The sequence below is a fragment of the Streptoverticillium olivoreticuli subsp. olivoreticuli genome (genome assembly GCF_003391135.1).
Lineage (GTDB): Bacteria > Actinomycetota > Actinomycetes > Streptomycetales > Streptomycetaceae > Streptomyces > Streptomyces blastmyceticus.
On record NZ_CP031455.1, the window covers coordinates 6,326,307 to 6,344,758 of the forward strand.

Here is an 18,452-nt window from a genome sequence, read left to right on the forward strand (position 1 = left end):
TCTCGGGGAGCGCGGCCCTTGTCAGGGTAGAGGCGAAATTTACATTCCACATTCCCCCACCACACGAGGCCGAAATGACGTTCCCCAACGACAAGACCCCACCGGTCGCCCCGGAGGAGTCCGAGCGGACCCTGCGATTCGCGGGCCTGCCGACCTTCGGCCGGTTACCCCGAATCGAGGACGTCAAGGAGGCGAACGTCGCCGTGGTCGGCGTGCCCTTCGACTCCGGCGTCTCCTACCGGCCCGGCGCCCGCTTCGGCGGCAACGCCATCCGCGAGGCCTCGCGCATGCTGCGCCCGTACAACCCGGCGCAGGATGTCTATCCGTTCCACTACTCCCAGGTCGCGGACGCGGGTGACATCAGCGCGAACCCGTTCGACATCAACGAGGCCGTGGAGACCATCGAGGCCGCGGCCGACGGCCTGCTGGCCACGGATACCCGGCTGATGACCCTGGGCGGCGACCACACCATCGCGTTACCGCTGCTGCGCTCGGTCGCCAAGAAGCACGGTCCGGTGGCCCTGCTGCACTTCGACGCGCACCTGGACACCTGGGACACCTACTTCGGTGCCGAGTACACCCACGGGACGCCGTTCCGCCGGGCCGTCGAGGAGGGCATCCTCGACACCTCCGCGCTGTCCCACGTCGGCACGCGCGGCCCGCTGTACGGCAAGCAGGACCTGGAGGACGACGAGAAGCTGGGCTTCGGCATCGTCACCTCGGCGGACGTGATGCGGCGCGGCGTCGACGAGGTCATCGACCAGCTGCGGCAGCGCATCGGCGACCGCCCCCTGTACATCTCCGTCGACATCGATGTCCTCGACCCGGCCCACGCCCCCGGCACCGGCACCCCGGAGGCCGGCGGCATGACCTCCCGCGAGCTGCTGGAGATCATCCGCGGGCTGTCCGAATGCCGTCTGGTCTCCGCCGACGTGGTCGAGGTCGCCCCGGCCTACGACCACGCCGACATCACCGCGGTGGCGGCCTCCCACGTGGCGTACGAAATGGTCTCGATCATGTCGAAGCAGATGGCCCCGGTTTACTGGACCAAGCCCTAGCGGCACGGAACGCGATTCGGCGTCCGGCCGGTGGGCCGGACGCCGGATTCGCGACGGTGATCAGCGCAGCGACAGGGCCGTGCGGATCGTGGTGAACAGCTGGGTCTGGTCGGTGACCCCGAGGACGCGCTCCGCCTGCGGGCCCTGCGCGGCGATGCGCACCTGGGTACCGGTGTGCTCCTGCGACTTGCCCGGCGTGTTGGTGGAGTAGTTCACCTTGAGCTGCTGGCCCTCATTGGTCACGAGCGTCGAGGACAGCCCGGGCGGGGTGGCCTCCAGCGGCACGATCTGGCTGGTGTGGGCGTGATCGGCGGTGGTGACCACCAGGGTGTCGGGGTGCTCGGCGGCGTACGCGCGGGCGACCTTCACGGCGCGGTCCAGGGACGCGGTCTCACCGATCTGGCCGCAGGGGTCGGCCGCGTGGTCGCGCTTGTCGATCGACGCGCCCTCGACCTGGAGGAAGAAGCCCTTCTTCCGGTCGCCCGAGCCCTTCTGCTTCTGCTCCAGCAGCTGGAGCGCCTTGCGGGTCTGCGCCTCCAGGCTCGGTGTGCCGGCCGCGCGCTCGGGGTTGCTCGTCACACAGCGCTGCGGGTCCGTGCCGCCCTGGGCGGCGGGCTTGCCGGTCCACTCGACGGGGACGTTGCCGGGGGCGAAGAGGCCGAGCACGGGCTTGCCGGAACGGGCGCCCCCCAGGCCCTTGTCGTCGGTCACCACCTGGTAGCCGAGCTTCTGCGCCTGCTCGGTGACGGTCATGCCCCGGTACGGGCCCTCGGTGATCTTCTGGTCGAAGCGGGCCTTGCCGCCGCCGAGGAGCACGTCCACCTTGTGGTTCACGCTCTGCTCGGCGATCGAGCCCGGGCCGCCCTTGGCGACGGTGTCGGACGGGCACGCCTTCATGTCGGCGGGGCCCTGGCAGCTGCGGTCGGTGGCGTGCGAGGCGAGCACGGCGGGGGTGGCGTCGGTGAGCTCGGCGGTGGTGACGCTGCCGGTCGCCAGGCCGTTCTTCTGGGCCAGCTCCAGGATCGTCGTCATCGGCTTGTCCGTGCCGGGCGTCTTGGATATCCGGCCGTTGACCGTCTTCTGCCCGGTCGCCCAGCCGGTGCCGCTGGCCGCGGAGTCGGTGACGTAGTCCGGCTTGCCGTTCTTGTCGACGGAGTACGTGGTGTACGCGCCGGTCAGCGGGAACGTGTCCATGTTCAGCCGGCCGGCCGCGCCCACGGTGTAGTCGCGGGCCAGGGTGATCTCCGAGTCGCCCATGCCGTCACCGATGAGCAGGATGACGTTCTTGGCCTTCTTGGCGCCGTGGCCGGCACCCAGCGCGGAGACGTCCGACGCGCCGCCCGACTGCGACGCGGAGGCCGCGGCCGGTACGGCGACCCCGGCGACGAGCAGTGCGGCGGCGCCCCAGGCGAGACGGCGCCCGTACGGACGAGAACCCATGGTGTTTCCTCCCTCGGTGACCCGGCGGGAATGCCCGGCCGGGGGAAGCTCACCAGGGGAGGGTGTACCTCAGGAGGCCGTCGAGTGGCCTGTGGGTCACCTGGGGCTGTCGACGGGGTTCACGGGGGTGGTGGGGGTCACGTTGTTGGCAGTGGTCACCGTGGCCGCGGGGGCGGGGGCGGGGGTCACCACGGTGCCGGCCTCGGTGCCGCCCTCGTCCTTCATCGCCTTGGCCTCGCTCTTGAGGATGCGCATGGACTTGCCGAGCGCGCGGGCGGTGTCGGGCAGCTTCTTGGACCCGAACAGAACGACCACGACGAGTACGACGACGAGGATGTGCCAGGGCTCCAGGGCATTGCGAAACATGACGGATCCACCTCTCTCTTCCGCGTTGAGCTGGGTTGGTCTGGGTTGTCTTCCACCGGCCCTCTGTACGACGGCCGCCTTCACCATACTTGCTAGATTGCGCAACTGGACAACCTAAGGCCGTGCTCGTCCGTCTATTCCGGTGGGGAGACGTACGGAGCGGGGGAGTGGATGAGGGCTCGCACATGACTGGCACCCGGGACAGGCGCGCGCATCACAGAATGCGGACCCTCGGCCTGGTCGCCCTGGCTTTCGTGGTGCTGCTGGCCACAGGCGTCGGCTGGCTCTATCTGAAGCTCAACGGCAACATCAGCACCTTCGGCGCCGACGGCCTCTCCGAGAACCGCCCCGGCGCGAGCGCCGCGGGGCAGAACGTCCTGGTCATCGGCTCGGACTCGCGCTCAGGGAGCAACGCGAGCCTCGGCGGCGGCGAGGGCGACGTGGGCCGCTCGGACACCGCCTTCCTGCTGCACGTCTACGGCGACCGCAAGCACGCCATCGGGGTCTCCATACCCCGGGACAGCCTGGTGGACATCCCGCCGTGCAAGCTGCCCGACGGCAGCTGGACCTCCGAGCAGACCCATGTGATGTTCAACTCGGCCTTCTCCGTGGGGGATTCCGCCAAGGGCAACCCCGCCTGCACCCAGAACACCGTCGAGAAGCTCACCGGTCTGCGGGTGGACCACACGCTCGTCGTCGACTTCGCGGGCTTCTCCTCGATGACCTCCGCCGTGGGCGGCGTCCAGGTGTGCGTGCCGAAGGACGTCTATCAGGGCGACCTCAACCCGAACCTCGGCTCGCGCGGCGACCTTCTCTTCCCCAAGGGCCGGCAGAGCGTCTCGGGCCGGAAGGCGCTGGACTATGTGCGCGTGCGCCACGGGATAGGCGACGGCTCCGACATCGGGCGCATACAGCGACAGCAGGCCTTCGTCTCCAGCATGATCAAGAAGGTGCGCTCGCAGGGGTTCAACCCCACCACCCTGCTGCCGCTGGCCGACGCGGCCACCAAGTCGATGACCGTCGACCCCGGCCTCGGCTCCGCCGACAAGCTGCTGTCCTTCGCGATGTCGATGAAGAACATCGACTTGCACAACATCAAGTTCATCACCGTGCCCTGGCGTTACGCGGGCAACCGCGTCGACATCGTGCAGCCCGACGCCGACGCCCTGTGGGCCTCCCTCAAGGCCGACCGCACCATCGACGGCAAGGACGCGGGAGCGGGCGGGCACGGCGACGCCGGGCAGACGCGGAAGCCGCAGCAGGCCACCCAGGCGGACGCCCCGGTCTCCGGCAAGGGCGTGAGCGTCGCCGTCACCAACGGCACCACCGTCCAGGGCCTCGCCGCGCGGGCCGCGAGCACCCTCGAGGAGCACGGCTACACCGTCACCGGCACCGCGACCGCGGCCGCCCAGGGCCAGTCCACCACCGTGATCGAGTTCGGCCCCGGCGAGGCGGAGCACGCCCGGACCGCGGCCCGGCTCTTCCCCGGCGCCTATGTGCGGGGATCGTCCACACCGGGGATCTCGATCGTCCTCGGCCGCGACTACGCCGACGGGCCCGCGTCCGCCTCGTCCGCCTCGCCCTCCCCGGCGCAGCCGGGCGGCGGCGCGCTCTCCTCCGACATCGCGGACAAGGCCCGGTCGGCCGACGACGACCCCTGCGCCAACCTGTCCTACGGCTGAGCCGTGCAAAGGGGGGAAGAGTGGTCGAGAGGGAACCCCGTGCCTGATTGTTCCGTTTTGGTGGTAAGCGCAGAGTGAGTCCCGTGAGCCCGAAGAGTTCCATGAGCAGTCCGTCTCCGAGGAGCAACACCATGCCCGCCTTCCCCCGGGCGCTGCCCAGGCCGCTGTTGGCCCTGATCGCCGCCCTGTTCGTGCTGGTCGGCGCGGCGCTGTACGCACCGGCCGCCCACGCCGACACCAGCACCACCGGCCTGGACGCCGCCGCCGACGCGCTGCGGAAGGGCCCGGTCTACGTCGACCCCCGGGCCACCGACCAGCTGCCGGCGGCCGACGCCCAGGCGCTGGCGAAGAAGATCAGGGACGCGGGCAAGCCGGTGTTCGTCGCCGTGCTGTCCGCCGCCTCCGAATACCCCAAGGCCACCGTCCTCCAGGACCTGCGCACCAAGGTCGGCGTCACCGGCGTCTACGTGATCCACCTGGGCGACGCCATCAACGCGGGCGCCGACCCCCGCGTGATGTCCAAGAACGCCACCCGCAACCTCGTCGACTCCGTCCGGCGCTCCGGTGGCGACGCCAAGACCCAGCTCAACAGCTTCGTCGACCAGGCCGACCGGCAGGCCAAGGGCCGCGAGCCGGGCTCCTGGGGCGGTTCGGGGGCCGGGGGCGTCGGCGCGACCGGGCTGATCACCGGCGGCGCCGTGATCGTCGCCGGTGGCGCCGGGGCGTACGCCCTCTACCGCCGCAACCGCAAGAAGCGCGAGGAGCGCGAGCGCGCCGAGCTCGACGCCCTGCGGGTCGTGGTCGACGAGGACATCACCGCCTTCGGCGAGGAGCTCGACCGGCTCGACTTCTCCCCTGCCGAGCCCGGCGCGGACGACGCGATGCGCAAGGACTACGAGGAGGCCCTCGACGCCTACGAGGAGGCCAAGTCCAAGATGGCCGCGGCCGCGAAGCCGCAGGACGTCACGGGCGTGACCGAGTCCCTCGACAAGGGCCGCTTCGCCCTCGCCACCCTCGCCGCGCGCCGCACGAAGTCGCCGCTGCCCGAGCGCCGCGTCCCGTGCTTCTTCGACCCGCGCCACGGGCCCTCCGTCCAGGACGTCGAGTGGGCACCGCCCGGCGGCGCCGTACGGACCGTGCCGGCCTGCGCCGCCGACGCCGCCCGGATCGCCGACGGCGTGGAGCCGATGTCCCGCGAGGTCCAGACCGCGAGCGGTCCCCAGCCGTACTGGAACGCGGGACCGGCCTACGCGCCGTGGGCCGGCGGCTACTTCGGCGGCGGCCTGCTGCCGGCGCTTCTCGTCGGCACGATGCTCGGCGGCGTCTTCAGCGGCCCCGCGTACGCGGCTTCGCCGGAGGCGGGGCCGGAGGGGGGCGACTACTCGGGGTCCGACTTCAACTCCGACGACTTTTCCGGTGGCGGATGGGGTGACGGGGGCGGCTTCGGCGGCGGTGGCGACGGTGGTGGTTTCGGGGGCGGCGATTGGTGAGGGCGGGCTTACGAGTGCGGGTGCGGTGCGCCTGCGGCGGGCTTGTTCCCCACCCCGCCCCTTCCCGCAACTGGGGCGCGTGCCCCAGACCCCCGGCCGCGGGCCGGTTGCCGCCTGCGGCGGGAGCTCCCTGCGGGAGCGTCCTCAAACGCCGGACGGGCTGGATATCCAGCCCGTCCGGCGTTTGAGGACAGCGCGCGGAGCGTGCTTCGGGGTCTGGGGCGGAGCCCCAGTTTCGGGAAGGGGCGGGGCTGGGGAAAAAGCCCCCGGAGCTCAGCCCCGCTGACGTGATCGCGCCACCACCAGCGCCCCGCCATAGAGCGCCAGCACCACAGCCATCAGCCCGTAATACAGCGGCGGCAACACCGTCATCCCCAGCGCCGGCCCCACCGGAGACACCGGCAACAGCAGACCCAGCACCGCCAGCGCCGACGCCGCCAGCCGGATCGGGCCCGGTGTCCGGCCCTCGGCCGCCCGGCGGCCCGAGCGGAGCAGCAGCATCACCAGGGCCTGCGTCAGCAGGTTCTCCGTGAACCACCCCGCGTGGAAGGCCGCCTGGCCCCGCTCGTCGTCGAACGACCGGACGGCCAGCGCCAGCACCCCGAACGTCGTCAGGTCGGCCACCGCGTTCAGCAGCCCGAAGCCGGTCATGAAGCGGAACAGCGAGCGCGGCCGCAGCACCGCAGGGTGCCGCAGCGCGTACGCTCCGGGCCGGTCGAAGGCCAGGGCCAGTTGCGCGGCGTCGAAGCACAGGTTCTGCACCAGCACCTGCGCCGGCAGCATCGGCAGGAACGGCAGCAGCAGCCCGGCCGCCAGCATCGCGATGACGTTGCCGAGGTTGGAGGAGAGGGTGATGCGCAGATAGGCGGCGATGTTGCCGGTGCTGCGCCGCCCGGCGAGGATCGCCCGTTCCAGCGCGGTGAGGTCCTTCGAGGCGAGCACCACGTCGGACGCCTCGCGCGCCACGTCCACCCCGTCGCGCGGGCAGATCCCGACGTCCGCGGCGTGCAGCGCGGACAGGTCGTTGACCCCGTCGCCGAGGAAGCCGACCGTATGGCCCCCGCCCTCGCGCAGCGCCCGGACGACCCGGGCCTTGTGCTCGGGCGTGCACCGCGCGAACACCGTCGTACGGGTGGCGAGGCGGGCCAGCTCCAGCGGGCCGAGCCCGTCGATCCGGTCGGCGGTGACGACCTCGCCGGGCGCGAGGCCCAGCTCGCGGCAGACGCGGGCGGCGGTACCCGGGTGGTCGCCGGTGAGCACCTTCACCGTGACGCCGCGGTCCGCGAGGGCGGTGAGCGCCTCGGCGGCGGTGGGCGCGAGCGCGTCGCTGAGGCCGACGAAGCCGAGGAAGGTCAGGTCGTGCTCGTCGGCCGGGGTGTAGGGCCGCCCCCGCGCGGGCCGTTCCGCGACCGCGACGGCGAGCACCCGCAGCCCGTCGGCGGCCAGCGCGGCGGCGCGCTCGCCCAGCCGGGCCCGCTCCCCGTCGTCGAGGGGGGAGCCCGCCCGGCGCGTGCAGCGCCGGAGCACTTCCTCCGGCGCGCCCTTGACCACCAGCGTGTGCACCGCCGTCGGTACGGGACCGCCGGTGAGCGCGCGGACGTTGCCGGGCGTTTCGGTGCCGCCGGGTTCGTAACGGGCCGGGCCGCGTACGACGGCCGTCGCGACCAGGCGCCCCGGTCCGCACGGCAGCGCGGCGACGCCCTCGACGCTGTCCGCGCCGAGCACCCCGCCGCCGCGCTCCTCGTCCGCGTCGAGGATCGCCTCGTCCAGGGCGTCGGGCGCGGGCAGTTCCGCCAGCTGGAGCGTCCACAGGGCGTTGACCGCCGCCCAGTGCAGCACCGCCGGGTCGTCCCGGCCGTCGCCGTCGACCGCGCAGGTGACGACGGGAGCGTCCTGGGTGAGCGTGCCGGTCTTGTCCACGCACAGCACGTCGACGGCGCCGAGGTCGTGCAGCGCGGGCAGCCGCCGGACGATGACCTCGCCGCCGCGCGCGAGCAGCGCCGCGCCCCGCGCCAGCGCGGTCGTCACGACGACCGGCAGCATCTCGGGGGTGAGCCCCACCGCGACCGCCACCGCGAACGGCAGGGTCTCCATGCCGCGCCCGCGCAGCAGGGCACCCGCGATCAGCACGAGCGGGGCGGTGAGCAGCATGAAGCGCACGAGCGTCCAGGCGATGCCGTTGACCGACCGGTCGAACGGGCTGGCCGCGGCGGACCGGCGGCGCCATCCGTACGGCTCGCGGTCGCGGTCGGGCAGCGCGCCCGACAGCACGGTGCCGGCGCCGGTCGCGACCACGACGCCCATGCCGGTGCCGGAGACGATGCTGCTTCCCTGGAAGCAGAGGCCGGCGCGGGCCGGCTCCGAACCATGCCCGTTATGTACGGATTTGGAGGCCGGCGTCGACTCGCCCGTCAGGGCCGCCTCATGGACCGTCAGGCCCGTCGCCCGCAGCAGCCGCAGGTCCGCCGGGACCAGGTCGCCCGGCGCGAGCAGGACCACGTCGCCCGGGACGAGCTGGTCGACGGGGAGTTCGCGGGTCAGGGGAGGCGCGTCGGCCGACGGCCGCCGCCGGACTGTCGCCGTGGTCGCGATCATGTCGCGCAGCGCCGCGGCGGACCGGTCCGCGCGGTGCTCGCCGGTCGACCGCAGGACGCAGCTGACCGTGACCAGGATCGCGATCACACAGGACGTGGCCCACGCGGACATGACCGCCGAGACCAGCCCGAGGCAGAGCAGCACGGCGGTGAAGGGGTCGCGCAGGCTGCGGGCGAACCGCCGCGGCCAGGAGGCCGGGCGGCGCCCGGGGAAGGTGTTCTCGCCGTGGCGCGCGAGCCGTTCCTCGGCCTCCGCCTCCACGAGCCCGCGCGGTCCGCTGTCCAGCGCGCGCAGGACTTCGAGGGCGCTGCCGTGCTCCCCCGTGTTCTCCCGGGTGTCCTCCTCAGCCGCTGCCCCGCCCGCGGCAGGGCCCTCAGGCGCCCAGACCACGGAGGCGCCCGGAACCGGCACGCGACCCGGCGGCCGCGCCGGGAACGGCCTCCGCACCGGTCTTGCGGTCGACGAGCTGGCCGACCATGAGACGGACGATCGTGACGACGTCGGGGTCGTCCACGAGATAGACCACGCGGCGCCCCTCGCGCCGGGACCGCACCAGCCCCGCGAGCTTCAGCTTCGCCAGGTGCTGGCTGATCGCGGGGAGCGCCCCGCCCACCCGCTCGGCAAGCCCGCTGACGTCGCTCTCGCCCTGGGACAGGGCCCACACGAGATGCAGCCGGGCCGACGAGGCGAGCAGCCCGAACGCCGCGGCGGCCTCCGACAGCACCTCCGTCGAGGGGTCGCCGAAGCCTTCGTCGAGGCTCCCTTCGAAGCCTCCGACCCTTCCGACTCCTGCGGCCACTGTCGCTCTCCCGTCCTTGTCGGGCATCCGGCGCCCGGCACGACCAGTCTAGGCGGGGCCGCACGGACGGACGGGCGGACAGCGCCGCGGGCCGGACCCGCCCGGCGAAAAGGGAGGCATGCCCGCCGGGTCCCCGGGTAGGCGGCGGACGTCAGCAACGGATCTGGGGAGGACGACGTGACCATCACGGCATCCACGGTTACGACAGAGCGTTCGGCCGCTGTTGCGCGGCGGTTCGAAGCGTCGGTCGGGGGGCTGCCGTTCATCGAGGACGCGACGACGGTGGCGCCACGGGACGCCCGCGCGCTGTCCAAGCTCTTCTTCGACCGCCTCACCGAGCTCGAGGAGGGCACCCGCGCGTACCAGTACGCGCGCAACGCGCTGATCGAGATGAACCTCTCGCTCGTGCGCTTCGCCGCGTCCCGCTTCCGCAGCCGCGGTGACCAGATGGAGGACATCGTCCAGGTCGGCACCATCGGGCTGATCAAGGCCATCGACCGCTTCGACCTCTCGCGCGAGGTGGAGTTCACGACCTTCGCCGTGCCGTACATCGTCGGTGAGATCAAACGGCACTTCCGGGACACCAGCTGGTCCGTGCACGTGCCGCGGCGCCTGCAGGAGCTGCGCGTCGAACTGGCCAAGGCCACCGGCGAGCTCTCCCAGGAGCTGGACCACTCGCCGACCCCCGCCGAGCTGGCCGAGCACCTCGGGATCACCCGGGAAGAGGTCGTCGAGGGCATCGTCGCCAGCAACGGCTACACCGCCGGCTCCATCGACGTGCCCGTGGACGAGGGCTCCGACCAGGCGGGCACCAGCTACGCCGACCGGCTCGGCGACGTCGACCCGGCCCTGGAGGGCGTGGAGAACCTCCATGCCCTCAAGCCGCTGGTCGCCGAGTTGAGCGACCGCGAACGGCAGATCCTGCGCATGCGGTTCGGCGGGGAGATGACGCAGTCGGAGATCGGCGCCGAGCTGGGCATCTCGCAGATGCACGTGTCGCGGCTGCTGTCCCGCATCCTGGGCAGGCTGCGGCTGGGACTGCTTGGCCTGCGCTAGGCGTATCGATCCGCTCGATCCGCGGCGGCGCCTCAGCCGCCGACCGGGAGGACGGGCCGCAGCCAGGTGGCCCGTACGGTCTTGCCCTCCGGCTGCCGGTCCACCACCTCCAGCCGGTTCGCCAGCCGCTCGACCATGTGCCAGCCGAAGCCGCCGCCACCGGTCAGGTCCGGGGAGCGCGGCTCGGGCGGGCGGGGGCTGGCGTCGGCGATCTCCACCACCAGCCGCCCCTGCACGGCCCGCACGCACAGCCGCCACCAGCCGCCGGTGTGCCGGATCGCGTTGGCCACCAGCTCGGACACCACGAGCACGACGGCGTCGAGATCCGCCCACGGGCAGTGCCGGGCCAGGAACTCCGCCGTCGCGTGGCGGGCCCCGGCGGCATCCCCGTACGGAAATTCGATCACGACCATCTGTGCGGCTCCTTCTCTCCTCGTCACGGCGCCTACCCAGGCTTCGCCCGGTCATGACCGAAAAGTGCGCGTCCGATTCCGCGGGCCGTCGCGACCGTCGCGCCGGCTAGCGCGGCGGCGTCGGGAACCCCTCGGGCGGGCCGGTCGGGAAGCCGTCCGGCGGGCCCGTCGGAAGCGTCGGGAACGGCGGAGGGGTCACCTCGGGCGGCCGGGTCGCGTCTTCGGGGAAGTGCTCGATCCGCTCCACGACCTTCTCCTTCGCCGGCTTGAACACCGACAGATAGAAGACGCCGAAACCCACGCACGCCGCCACGAACACCGTGAGGAAGGCCAGCAGCACCCCCGTGCCCACCAGCGTCCGGGAGTCCCCCGGCGCGAGCGCCGTGGCCCGGTCCGGCCGTCCCCGCGGATAGCGGACGACGACCGTGTCCCCCTCGACGACCGTCGCCGGGCCGCCCGCCTCCTCGAACCGCGTCACCCGGCCCTCGGGCGTCGTGAACTCGTAGACGTGGTGCAGCGTCGTCGAGGAGGAGACGTGCGCGCCGTGCCGGCGCCCGCGCGTGGTCGTGGCCGCGTACAGCCGCAGGCAGCGCCCCCGCACCTCGATGCCGCTGCGCCACGCGGCTCTCAGCCGTCCGATCCGCAGCACCGCCCACACCATTCCCGCGATGCCACCGGCTGCCATCAGCCCCGGCACGGCCAGGACGAATACGTCGAACATGCTCCCGTTACCTTTTCCCGACCCCGCGATACGGACGTGTGTTCCCGTATCCAAGCGGGTCGGGGCCCTGCGCGCGAGCGACTTGAGTCCCGGTGGGCTGCCCGCCGCCTTTTACGCCACGGGAGTCGGCCCTGCCACCGGTTCGGGGACGGTTCGCCAATCCGTGTACGCGGTCGGTCCGCGCGCCATGAGTCGGACCCCCGTTGGGCACTGAACGCGGAGACATGACGGACGGCGAGGTCTGGGAGCTGCACGTGGGCGTGGCGAGGGTTGTCGGAACCGGCTCCGAGGATCGGCTGCGCACCGGGGACGGGGTCCGCGGATGCTGATGACCCCCCTCTCCGACTACTACGTGGCCCCCGGCCGGCTCCGGGAGTGGACGCTGGACGCGGCACCCTTCCACGAGGCGGCGCGGACGGCGGGGAACGCGACGCCCCTGTCGTACAACCAGCAACTGCACCTGAAATTCTTCCTGAAGCTCATGGAGCGCGGTCTCGGAACACCGGACTGGCTGGGATTCGGGTTCGAGATCCCCGGGCCCCTCGACGCCGAGGCGTTCCGCGAGACGGTGCGCGCCTGGGCCGAACGGCACGAGACGCTGCGCAGCGGCTTCCGGCTGGAGGGCGGGAAGCCCGAGCGGTTCACCGTCGACAGCCGCGCGGTGTCCGTACGGGACGTGGCCCTGGGCGACTTCACGAGCGGCGAGGAGATCTGCGGGTACCTCCAGGAGCGCATCGACGGCGCCGCCGAGGCGTTCCGGCTGCCCAGCTTCGTGGTGGAGACCGTGGAGCGCGCAGATTCCACCACCGTCGTCGTGGGACTGGACCATGCGCACGCCGACGGGTACTCCGTCGCGATGGCCGTCCAGGAGCTGCAGGACCTCTACGCCGCGATCGCCACCGGAGAAACGATCGGGCACGACGGCATCGGCAGCTATGTGGATTTCAGCGTCGCGGAGCGCGCCACCGCCGAACAGATCGGCGCCGACCACCCCGCCGTCGCGGACTGGGGCCGCTTCGTCGAGAACGCCGGCGGACGGATGCCGCGCTTCCCCCTCGACCTCGGTGTCGCCGAGGGCGAACTGGTGCCGCACACCATGCTGGACACCTTGCTGGTCGACGCCGCCGAGGCCGACGCGGTCGAGGAGATCTGCCACGCGGCGGACGGCGGCTTCCTCGCCGGGCTGCTCGCCGCCTTCGCGATCGCCGCCCACCAGCTCACCGGCGCGCGGGTCTACCGGACCGTGATGCCGATGCACACGCGCTCCCGGCCGGAGTGGGCGCGCTCGATGGGCTGGTTCATCGGGGTGGGCCCGGTCGAGATCGACCTCGGTCCGGCGGGGACGTTCCAGGACGCCGTGCACGGTGCGCACCGGTCCGCCAGGACGGCGATGCGGCTCACCCGGGTGCCGTTCCTCAGGGTCGTCGAACTCCTCGGCATGGAGCGGGACTTGGAGCGCTCGATGCCCGAGTTCTTCCCGTTCGTCTCCTTCGCCGACATGCGGGTGTTCCCCGGCGCGGGGCGGTGGACCGAGTGGAACGCCCGGACGCTGTTCCGGATGACCCGCGGCAACAAGGCCAACATCTGGGTGAACCGCACCCACGACGGAGTGCGGTTCACCGCACGCCATCCCGACACGGAGCTCGCCGGAATCAGCGTCGCCGTTTTCGCCGACCGTGTGCGGGACGTGCTCCACAGCGTGGCGAAGACGGGCAACTACGCCTTCGCCGACCCAACGAGTGCCACAGGAGTGACTGCATGACCCCAGTGCGGGAGATCGTGGAAGCGATTCTGACGAGCAAGTTCCAGGTGCTTCCCGAGGAGCTGGCGGCCGACGGGACGCTGGCTTCCATGGACCTGGACTCGCTGGCCGTGATCGAGCTGCTCTACACCCTGGGCAGGGAGCTGGACGTCAAAGTCGGCGAGGACGAGGTGACCTCGCACCACACCCTCCCGCAGCTGGTCGCCCTGCTGGAGGAGAAGCGCGCGCTGCGGGCGGCGCAGGGAGTGATGCCGTGACCCGTACCGGGGTCGCCGTGACCGGCCTCGGCATGGTCACCCCGGCCGGGGTCGGGGCGGAGGCCACCTGGGAGGGCGTGCGCGACGGCCGCCCGGCCGCGTCGCCCGACCCCCGGCTGGCGGGCCTGCCCGTCGACTTCTCCTGCCGCGTCCCGGGCTTCGACCCCGGGGCGCACCTCGGGCGCCGGGCCCTGTGGCGGACGGACCGCTGCTCCCAACTGGCGGTCGCCGCCGCCCGGGAGGGGGTACGGGACGCGGGACTCGACCCCGGCGTCTGGGACGCCAGCCGGGTGGCCGTGGTCGTCGGCACCTGCTTCGGCGGTCAGCAAGCGTGCGAGGACGGCCACCGCGACCTGCTCCGGGACGGGCACGAGGGGGTCTCCCCGGCGCTCGTGCCGAAGATGATCCCCAGCATGCCCGCCGCCGAGGTCTCCATGGACCTGAAGGTCCGCGGGATGAGCCTGAGCGTGTCGACGGCGTGCGCCTCGGGCGCCGGCGCCATCGCGCTGGGCCGGGCCCTGCTGCTGTCCGGTGCCTGCGACATCGTGGTCGCCGGTGGCGCGGACGCGGCCGTCACCCCCCTGATCGCCGTGGGGTTCCAGCGCATGGGCACCCTCTCGGGGCGCCGCGACGACCCGGCCGCGGCCTCCCGTCCCTTCGACGCCACGCGCGACGGCTTCGTGCTCGGCGAGGCCGCCGCCGTGCTGGTCCTGGAGCGCGCGGACGCCGCCCGGCGGCGCGGCGCGGTGCCGCGCGCGGTCCTGGCCGGCTGCGGCTCCACGAGCGACGCGTACCACGTCACCGCCCCGCACCCCGAACACCGGGGCGCCGAGGCCGCGTTGCGCGCGGCGCTCGCCGAGGCGGGCGCCGCGCCCCGGGAGGTGGACCACGTCAACGCGCACGGCACCTCGACCCGGATCAACGACTCCACCGAAGCCGCCCTGCTCGCCCGGGTCTTCCCGCACGCCCCCAGCGTGACCTCGGCCAAGGGGGCGCTGGGCCACTGCCTGGGCGCGGGCGGCGCGGTGGAGGCGGCCCTCACCGTGCTGACGCTCCAGCACCGGCTGGTCCCGCCGACGGCCAACCTGGAGACGGCCGACCCGGACTTCGAGCTGGACCTCGTCCACAAGGCCCCGCGCGAGCAGGAGGTCGGCCTCGCGGTGAGCAACGCGTTCGGCTTCGGCGGCCACAACGAGGTCCTGGCCTTCCGCCCCTGGTCCTGACCCCGCCCGGAAACGGCCGCACCCGGCCCGCGGGCTCCCGACGGAGCCGCGGACCGGGTGCGGCCGCGCGTGAGATACGGGTCAGGCCTTCTTCGTCTCCTTGAAGATGCGGTCGATCTCGGCGATGAGCTCCAGCGCCTTCTCGCCCGTCTTCGGGTCGTTCGACGCCTTGGCCGCGCTCAGGGCCTTGAGGGTGTCGTTGACCAGCTGGTGCAGCTCGGGGAACTTCTCGAAGTGCGGCGGCTTGAAGTAGTCGCTCCACAGCACCGAGACGTGGTGCTTGGCCAGCTCGGCGCGCTGTTCCTTGATGATGAGGGCGCGCGTGCGGAAGTCCGGGTCCTCGTTGGCCTGGTACTTCTCCTGGACTGCCTTGACCGACTCGGCCTCGATACGGGCCTGGGCGGGGTCATAAACGCCGCACGGCAGGTCGCAGTGCGCGCTGACCTGCACCTTGGGGGCGAACAGGCGGGAGAGCATAAAACTGTCCTTCCTCGTGATCGTCTTCTCAGGTGCGAGATTACTCGGTGTGGGAAGGCTTTTCTCGGGTGCCCCGGGGGGCTTAGGACAAAAGTCCGGTGTCAGTCTGGAACTGCTGCCGGGACTGGTGGAGGAAAAAACGGACCGGGAGGTGCCGAGGTGCAGGAGCAAGTGGACGAGCGCGGGCAGGAGCAGGACCGCGAGCGTCGCGGACTGCTGCGGATCGGGCTGGCCGAGGTCTACAACCCGTCGATGGTGCCGACGCTGAACCCGGGGGACCAGCTCGTCGTGCAGTACGGGGCGGCCGTCCGGCCGGGTGATGTGGTGGTGCTGCGGCACCCGTTCCGGCAGGACCTGCTGATCGTCAAGCGGGTGGTCGAGCGGCGCGAGGGCGGCTGGTGGGTGATGGGGGACAACCCGCTGGTGGAGAACGACAGCCGGGAGTTCGGCACGGTGCCCGAGGAGTTCGTGGTGGCCCGCGCCTGGGTGCGGCTGCGGCGCCCGCCGGGCGCGGGTCAGCGCTCGCCGGGGGCGCTGCTGTCCTGGCTGGCGTCCGCGCTGCGGCCGCTGCGCGCGGCGCCCGCGGCCGCCCGGCTCTCCAGGCGCTTGCGGGCGCGGTAGGCGGCGACGTTGGCGCGGGTGGCGCAGCGGTCGGAGCAGTAGCGGCGCGAGCGGTTGGTCGAGGTGTCGAGGTAGGCGTTGCGGCAGGGGGCGGCCTGGCAGATGCCGAGGCGGTCCACGCCCAGCTCGGTGAGGTGGACGGCCAGGCCCATGCAGGCGGTGGCCGTGTAGGAGGCGCTGGCGCTGGCGGCGTGATCGGCGATGTGCATGTGCCACTTGGGGCGGCCGTCCTCGTCGCGGTACTCGTGGCCGGAGATCTGCGGGCTGACGGGGAACTCCATCAGCAGGGCGTTGAGCAGGTCCACCGCCCGCACCTCCTCGCCCGCGTCGGCCGCCTCGAAGACCGCGCGCAGCCGGGTCCGTACGGACCGCAGCCGGGTGACGTCGCTGTCGGACGCGCGGCGGGCGGCCTGCGCCCCGGCGCCGAAGAGCTCGCGCACCGCCTCGACGGAGGTGAGCGAGTCGGTGCCGCGCGCGGGCTCCTCGGTGTTGACCAGCCGCACGGCATAGTCCGAGTAATAGGCCAGTTCCACTTTCGGTCCTTATGGCTTGTGCGAGCGGCGACTCAAGGCGTTTTTCCGGGCGCCCGGCTAAAGGTAATAGCCCTCACTCTATCGAGGGTATTACTCGGCGCGGGGCAAAAGCCGAGGCGGTGGCACGGCTCGCCCGTGCCACCGCCCCTTCCCGCCCGCGGACCCCTACAGCACCTTCGACAGGAACGACTTCGTGCGGTCGTGCCGGGGGTTGGTGAGCACCTCGCGAGGGTGGCCGGATTCCACCACCACGCCGTCGTCCATGAAGACCAGCGCGTCGCCGACCTCCCGGGCGAAGCCCATCTCGTGGGTGACGACGATCATCGTCATGCCGTCCTCCGCGAGACCGCGCATGACGTCGAGGACGTCGCCCACCAGCTCCGGGTCGAGGGCCGAGGTCGGCTCGTCGAAGAGCATCAGCTTCGGCTCCATGGCGAGCGCACGGGCGATCGCCACGCGCTGCTGCTGGCCGCCGGAGAGCTGGGAGGGGTAGTTGCCGGCCTTGTCGGCGAGGCCCACCCGGTCCAGCAGCTTCACGGCCCGCTCCTTGGCCGACGCCTTGGACTCGCCCTTCACCTGGATCGGCGCCTCCATGACGTTGGCGAGCGCCGTCATGTGGGGGAAGAGGTTGAAGCGCTGGAAGACCATGCCGATGTCCCGGCGGTTGCGGGCCACCTCGCTGTCCTTGAGCTCGTAGAGCTTGTCGCCCTTCTGCCGGTAGCCCACCAGCTCGCCGTCGACGTACAGCCGCCCGGCGTTGATCTTCTCCAGGTGGTTGATGCACCGCAGGAAGGTGGACTTCCCGGAGCCGGACGGGCCGATCAGACAGAACACCTCACCCTGGGCGACCTCCAGGTCGATCCCCTTGAGGATGTGCGCTGCGCCGAAGGACTTGTGCACGCCCTCGGCCTTCACCATCGCGTTCATGCGCGGACGCCTTCCTTGGAGCGCTGGCCGATCATCGCCAGGTTGGCCCTGACCTTCTGCCAGGGGGTGAGCGGCAGGCTGCGCAGCGAGCCACGGGCGTAGTACCGCTCCAGATAGAACTGGCCGACGCTGAAGACGCTGGTCAGGATCAGGTACCAGGTCGCGGCGAGGAAGAGCATCTCGACCGTGGCGCCGGTGGTCTGGCCGATGTCGGAGGTGGAGCGCAGCAGCTCCAGGTACTGGGCCGCGCTCGCCGCCAGCGACGAGGTCTTGAGCATGTTGATGAACTCGTTGCCGGTCGGCGGCACGATGACCCGCATCGCCTGCGGCAGCACGATCCGGCGCAGCGTCCTGCCCTGGCTCATGCCGAGCGCGTGCGACGCCTCGGTCTGGCCCTCGTCGACGGACTGGATGCCGGCCCGGACGATCTCCGACATGTACGCGGCCTCGTTGAGCCCCAGGCCGAGCAGCGCGGCCATGAAGGGGGTCATGAACGAGCTCGTGTAGTCCCGGTAGATGAACCCGAGGTTGATCTCCGGGAAGATCAGCGCGAGGTTGAACCAGAGCAGCAGCTGGACGTAGACCGGGGTGCCGCGGAAGAACCAGATGTAGGCCCAGGAGACCGAAGAGGTCACGGGGTTCTTCGACAGCCGCATCACCGCCAGCACGATGCCGAGCACCAGGCCGAGCAGCATGGCGAGCACCGAGATCAGGACTGTCTTGCCGAGACCGGTGAGGACGTTCGAGTTGAACAGGTAATCAGGGATGGCGTGGTAGTTGACCTTGGCGTTGGCGAAGGCATTGACCAGCAGCCCGAGCAGCACCAGCACCACGACGGCGGAGACCCACCGCCCGTAGTGCCGTACGGGAATGGCCTTGATGGTCTCCGGCTCACGGCCGGGGGGCGGGGCGTCGGCGGGCCCCGTCTTTTCGGGAGCAGCAGTCACGGTATGGCCTTTCAGCGGTCCGTATTCGGGGGAAGAAAGGGGGCGCCGGGCGGGCCGTCCGCCGCGCGTGCGGGTACGGCGGGGG

The 18,452-nt window shown here is 72.0% G+C and carries 18 protein-coding genes; 8 read left to right on the plus strand and 10 right to left on the minus strand.

Annotated elements, in window-relative coordinates:
- Positions 1 to 74: 74 nt before the first annotated feature.
- The gene (speB, locus tag DXZ73_RS28195; RefSeq protein ID WP_116213832.1) at positions 75 to 1,058 is read left to right on the plus strand and encodes an agmatinase; all 984 of its coding nucleotides are present in this window, start codon (positions 75 to 77) and stop codon (positions 1,056 to 1,058) included.
- Positions 1,059 to 1,118: 60 nt separating this feature from the next.
- Here speB and DXZ73_RS28200 read toward each other — a convergent pair whose 3' ends face one another.
- Both DXZ73_RS28200 and tatA read right to left on the minus strand, forming a co-directional pair.
- Positions 1,119 to 2,498 (minus strand): alkaline phosphatase, encoded by a 1,380-nt coding sequence (locus DXZ73_RS28200; RefSeq protein WP_116213833.1) that lies wholly within the window; start codon positions 2,496 to 2,498, stop codon positions 1,119 to 1,121.
- A gap of 96 nt (positions 2,499 to 2,594) precedes the next feature.
- Positions 2,595 to 2,864, minus strand: coding sequence for a Sec-independent protein translocase subunit TatA (gene tatA / locus DXZ73_RS28205; RefSeq protein WP_116213834.1), 270 nt, complete (start codon positions 2,862 to 2,864; stop codon positions 2,595 to 2,597).
- A gap of 221 nt (positions 2,865 to 3,085) precedes the next feature.
- Between tatA and DXZ73_RS28210 the strand changes: the two genes are divergently transcribed.
- Positions 3,086 to 4,546, plus strand: a complete 1,461-nt coding sequence (locus tag DXZ73_RS28210; protein WP_240351518.1) for an LCP family protein — start codon at positions 3,086 to 3,088, stop codon at positions 4,544 to 4,546.
- A gap of 131 nt (positions 4,547 to 4,677) precedes the next feature.
- Positions 4,678 to 6,036 carry a hypothetical protein gene (locus tag DXZ73_RS28215; protein ID WP_116213835.1) on the plus strand — a complete coding sequence of 453 codons (1,359 nt, stop codon included), beginning with the start codon at positions 4,678 to 4,680 and terminating at the stop codon, positions 6,034 to 6,036.
- Positions 6,037 to 6,309: 273 nt separating this feature from the next.
- Here DXZ73_RS28215 and DXZ73_RS28220 read toward each other — a convergent pair whose 3' ends face one another.
- Positions 6,310 to 9,021, minus strand: a complete 2,712-nt coding sequence (locus DXZ73_RS28220; protein WP_205519249.1) for a cation-translocating P-type ATPase — start codon at positions 9,019 to 9,021, stop codon at positions 6,310 to 6,312.
- The gene (locus tag DXZ73_RS28225; RefSeq protein WP_240351519.1) at positions 9,005 to 9,430 is read right to left on the minus strand and encodes an ArsR/SmtB family transcription factor; all 426 of its coding nucleotides are present in this window, start codon (positions 9,428 to 9,430) and stop codon (positions 9,005 to 9,007) included. Before DXZ73_RS28225 ends, DXZ73_RS28220 begins: the two co-directional genes overlap by 17 nt.
- 183 nt (positions 9,431 to 9,613) lie before the next feature.
- Here DXZ73_RS28225 and DXZ73_RS28230 point away from each other — a divergent pair, with 183 nt between their 5' ends.
- Entirely contained in the window at positions 9,614 to 10,486 is an 873-nt protein-coding gene (locus DXZ73_RS28230) for an RNA polymerase sigma factor SigF (RefSeq protein WP_205519376.1), read from the plus strand.
- Positions 10,487 to 10,518: 32 nt separating this feature from the next.
- Here the strand turns inward: DXZ73_RS28230 and DXZ73_RS28235 are convergent, their stop codons facing one another.
- Entirely contained in the window at positions 10,519 to 10,899 is a 381-nt protein-coding gene (locus DXZ73_RS28235) for an ATP-binding protein (protein ID WP_116213839.1), read from the minus strand.
- Positions 10,900 to 11,005: 106 nt separating this feature from the next.
- A complete protein-coding gene (locus DXZ73_RS38850; RefSeq protein ID WP_205519250.1) occupies positions 11,006 to 11,620 on the minus strand; it encodes a DUF3592 domain-containing protein in 615 nt (204 codons plus the stop codon).
- A 322-nt stretch (positions 11,621 to 11,942) separates the two neighbouring features.
- Between DXZ73_RS38850 and DXZ73_RS28245 the strand changes: the two genes are divergently transcribed.
- The 3 genes from DXZ73_RS28245 to DXZ73_RS28255 are packed head-to-tail and all read left to right on the plus strand — an operon-like array spanning position 11,943 to position 14,862.
- The gene (locus DXZ73_RS28245) at positions 11,943 to 13,382 is read left to right on the plus strand and encodes a condensation domain-containing protein (RefSeq protein WP_116213840.1); all 1,440 of its coding nucleotides are present in this window, start codon (positions 11,943 to 11,945) and stop codon (positions 13,380 to 13,382) included.
- Complete coding sequence (locus DXZ73_RS28250; protein WP_116213841.1) at positions 13,379 to 13,639, plus strand: acyl carrier protein; 261 nt, start codon at positions 13,379 to 13,381, stop codon at positions 13,637 to 13,639. Before DXZ73_RS28245 ends, DXZ73_RS28250 begins: the two co-directional genes overlap by 4 nt.
- On the plus strand, positions 13,636 to 14,862 hold the full coding sequence (locus DXZ73_RS28255) for a beta-ketoacyl-[acyl-carrier-protein] synthase family protein (protein ID WP_116213842.1): 1,227 nt from the start codon (positions 13,636 to 13,638) through the stop codon (positions 14,860 to 14,862). Before DXZ73_RS28250 ends, DXZ73_RS28255 begins: the two co-directional genes overlap by 4 nt.
- 81 nt (positions 14,863 to 14,943) lie before the next feature.
- Here DXZ73_RS28255 and sodN read toward each other — a convergent pair whose 3' ends face one another.
- A complete protein-coding gene (gene sodN / locus DXZ73_RS28260) occupies positions 14,944 to 15,339 on the minus strand; it encodes a superoxide dismutase, Ni (protein ID WP_116213843.1) in 396 nt (131 codons plus the stop codon).
- Between the two features lie 159 nt (positions 15,340 to 15,498).
- Between sodN and sodX the strand changes: the two genes are divergently transcribed.
- Positions 15,499 to 15,960, plus strand: a complete 462-nt coding sequence (gene sodX / locus DXZ73_RS28265; protein ID WP_205519251.1) for a nickel-type superoxide dismutase maturation protease — start codon at positions 15,499 to 15,501, stop codon at positions 15,958 to 15,960.
- Here sodX and DXZ73_RS28270 read toward each other — a convergent pair.
- The 3 genes from DXZ73_RS28270 to DXZ73_RS28280 form a co-directional block, all read right to left on the minus strand.
- On the minus strand, positions 15,855 to 16,493 hold the full coding sequence (locus DXZ73_RS28270; protein WP_116213844.1) for a CGNR zinc finger domain-containing protein: 639 nt from the start codon (positions 16,491 to 16,493) through the stop codon (positions 15,855 to 15,857). The two genes, sodX and DXZ73_RS28270, sit on opposite strands and share 106 nt — an antisense overlap.
- Before the next feature lie 165 nt (positions 16,494 to 16,658).
- Complete coding sequence (locus tag DXZ73_RS28275) at positions 16,659 to 17,420, minus strand: amino acid ABC transporter ATP-binding protein (protein ID WP_116213845.1); 762 nt, start codon at positions 17,418 to 17,420, stop codon at positions 16,659 to 16,661.
- Positions 17,417 to 18,367 (minus strand): amino acid ABC transporter permease, encoded by a 951-nt coding sequence (locus DXZ73_RS28280; RefSeq protein ID WP_116213846.1) that lies wholly within the window; start codon positions 18,365 to 18,367, stop codon positions 17,417 to 17,419. Before DXZ73_RS28280 ends, DXZ73_RS28275 begins: the two co-directional genes overlap by 4 nt.
- Positions 18,368 to 18,452: the final 85 nt, after the last annotated feature.

Coding starts and splice junctions, on each gene's coding strand:
- DXZ73_RS28210 (WP_240351518.1), top strand. CDS start 3,086: ATGCGGACCCTCGGCCTGGTCGCCCTGGCTTTCGTGGTGCTGCTGGCC.
- speB (WP_116213832.1), top strand. CDS start 75: ATGACGTTCCCCAACGACAAGACCCCACCGGTCGCCCCGGAGGAGTCC.
- DXZ73_RS28235 (WP_116213839.1), bottom strand. CDS start 10,899: ATGGTCGTGATCGAATTTCCGTACGGGGATGCCGCCGGGGCCCGCCAC.
- DXZ73_RS28250 (WP_116213841.1), top strand. CDS start 13,379: ATGACCCCAGTGCGGGAGATCGTGGAAGCGATTCTGACGAGCAAGTTC.
- DXZ73_RS28215 (WP_116213835.1), top strand. CDS start 4,678: ATGCCCGCCTTCCCCCGGGCGCTGCCCAGGCCGCTGTTGGCCCTGATC.
- DXZ73_RS38850 (WP_205519250.1), bottom strand. CDS start 11,620: ATGTTCGACGTATTCGTCCTGGCCGTGCCGGGGCTGATGGCAGCCGGT.
- tatA (WP_116213834.1), bottom strand. CDS start 2,864: ATGTTTCGCAATGCCCTGGAGCCCTGGCACATCCTCGTCGTCGTACTC.
- sodN (WP_116213843.1), bottom strand. CDS start 15,339: ATGCTCTCCCGCCTGTTCGCCCCCAAGGTGCAGGTCAGCGCGCACTGC.
- DXZ73_RS28275 (WP_116213845.1), bottom strand. CDS start 17,420: ATGAACGCGATGGTGAAGGCCGAGGGCGTGCACAAGTCCTTCGGCGCA.
- DXZ73_RS28200 (WP_116213833.1), bottom strand. CDS start 2,498: ATGGGTTCTCGTCCGTACGGGCGCCGTCTCGCCTGGGGCGCCGCCGCA.
- DXZ73_RS28245 (WP_116213840.1), top strand. CDS start 11,943: ATGCTGATGACCCCCCTCTCCGACTACTACGTGGCCCCCGGCCGGCTC.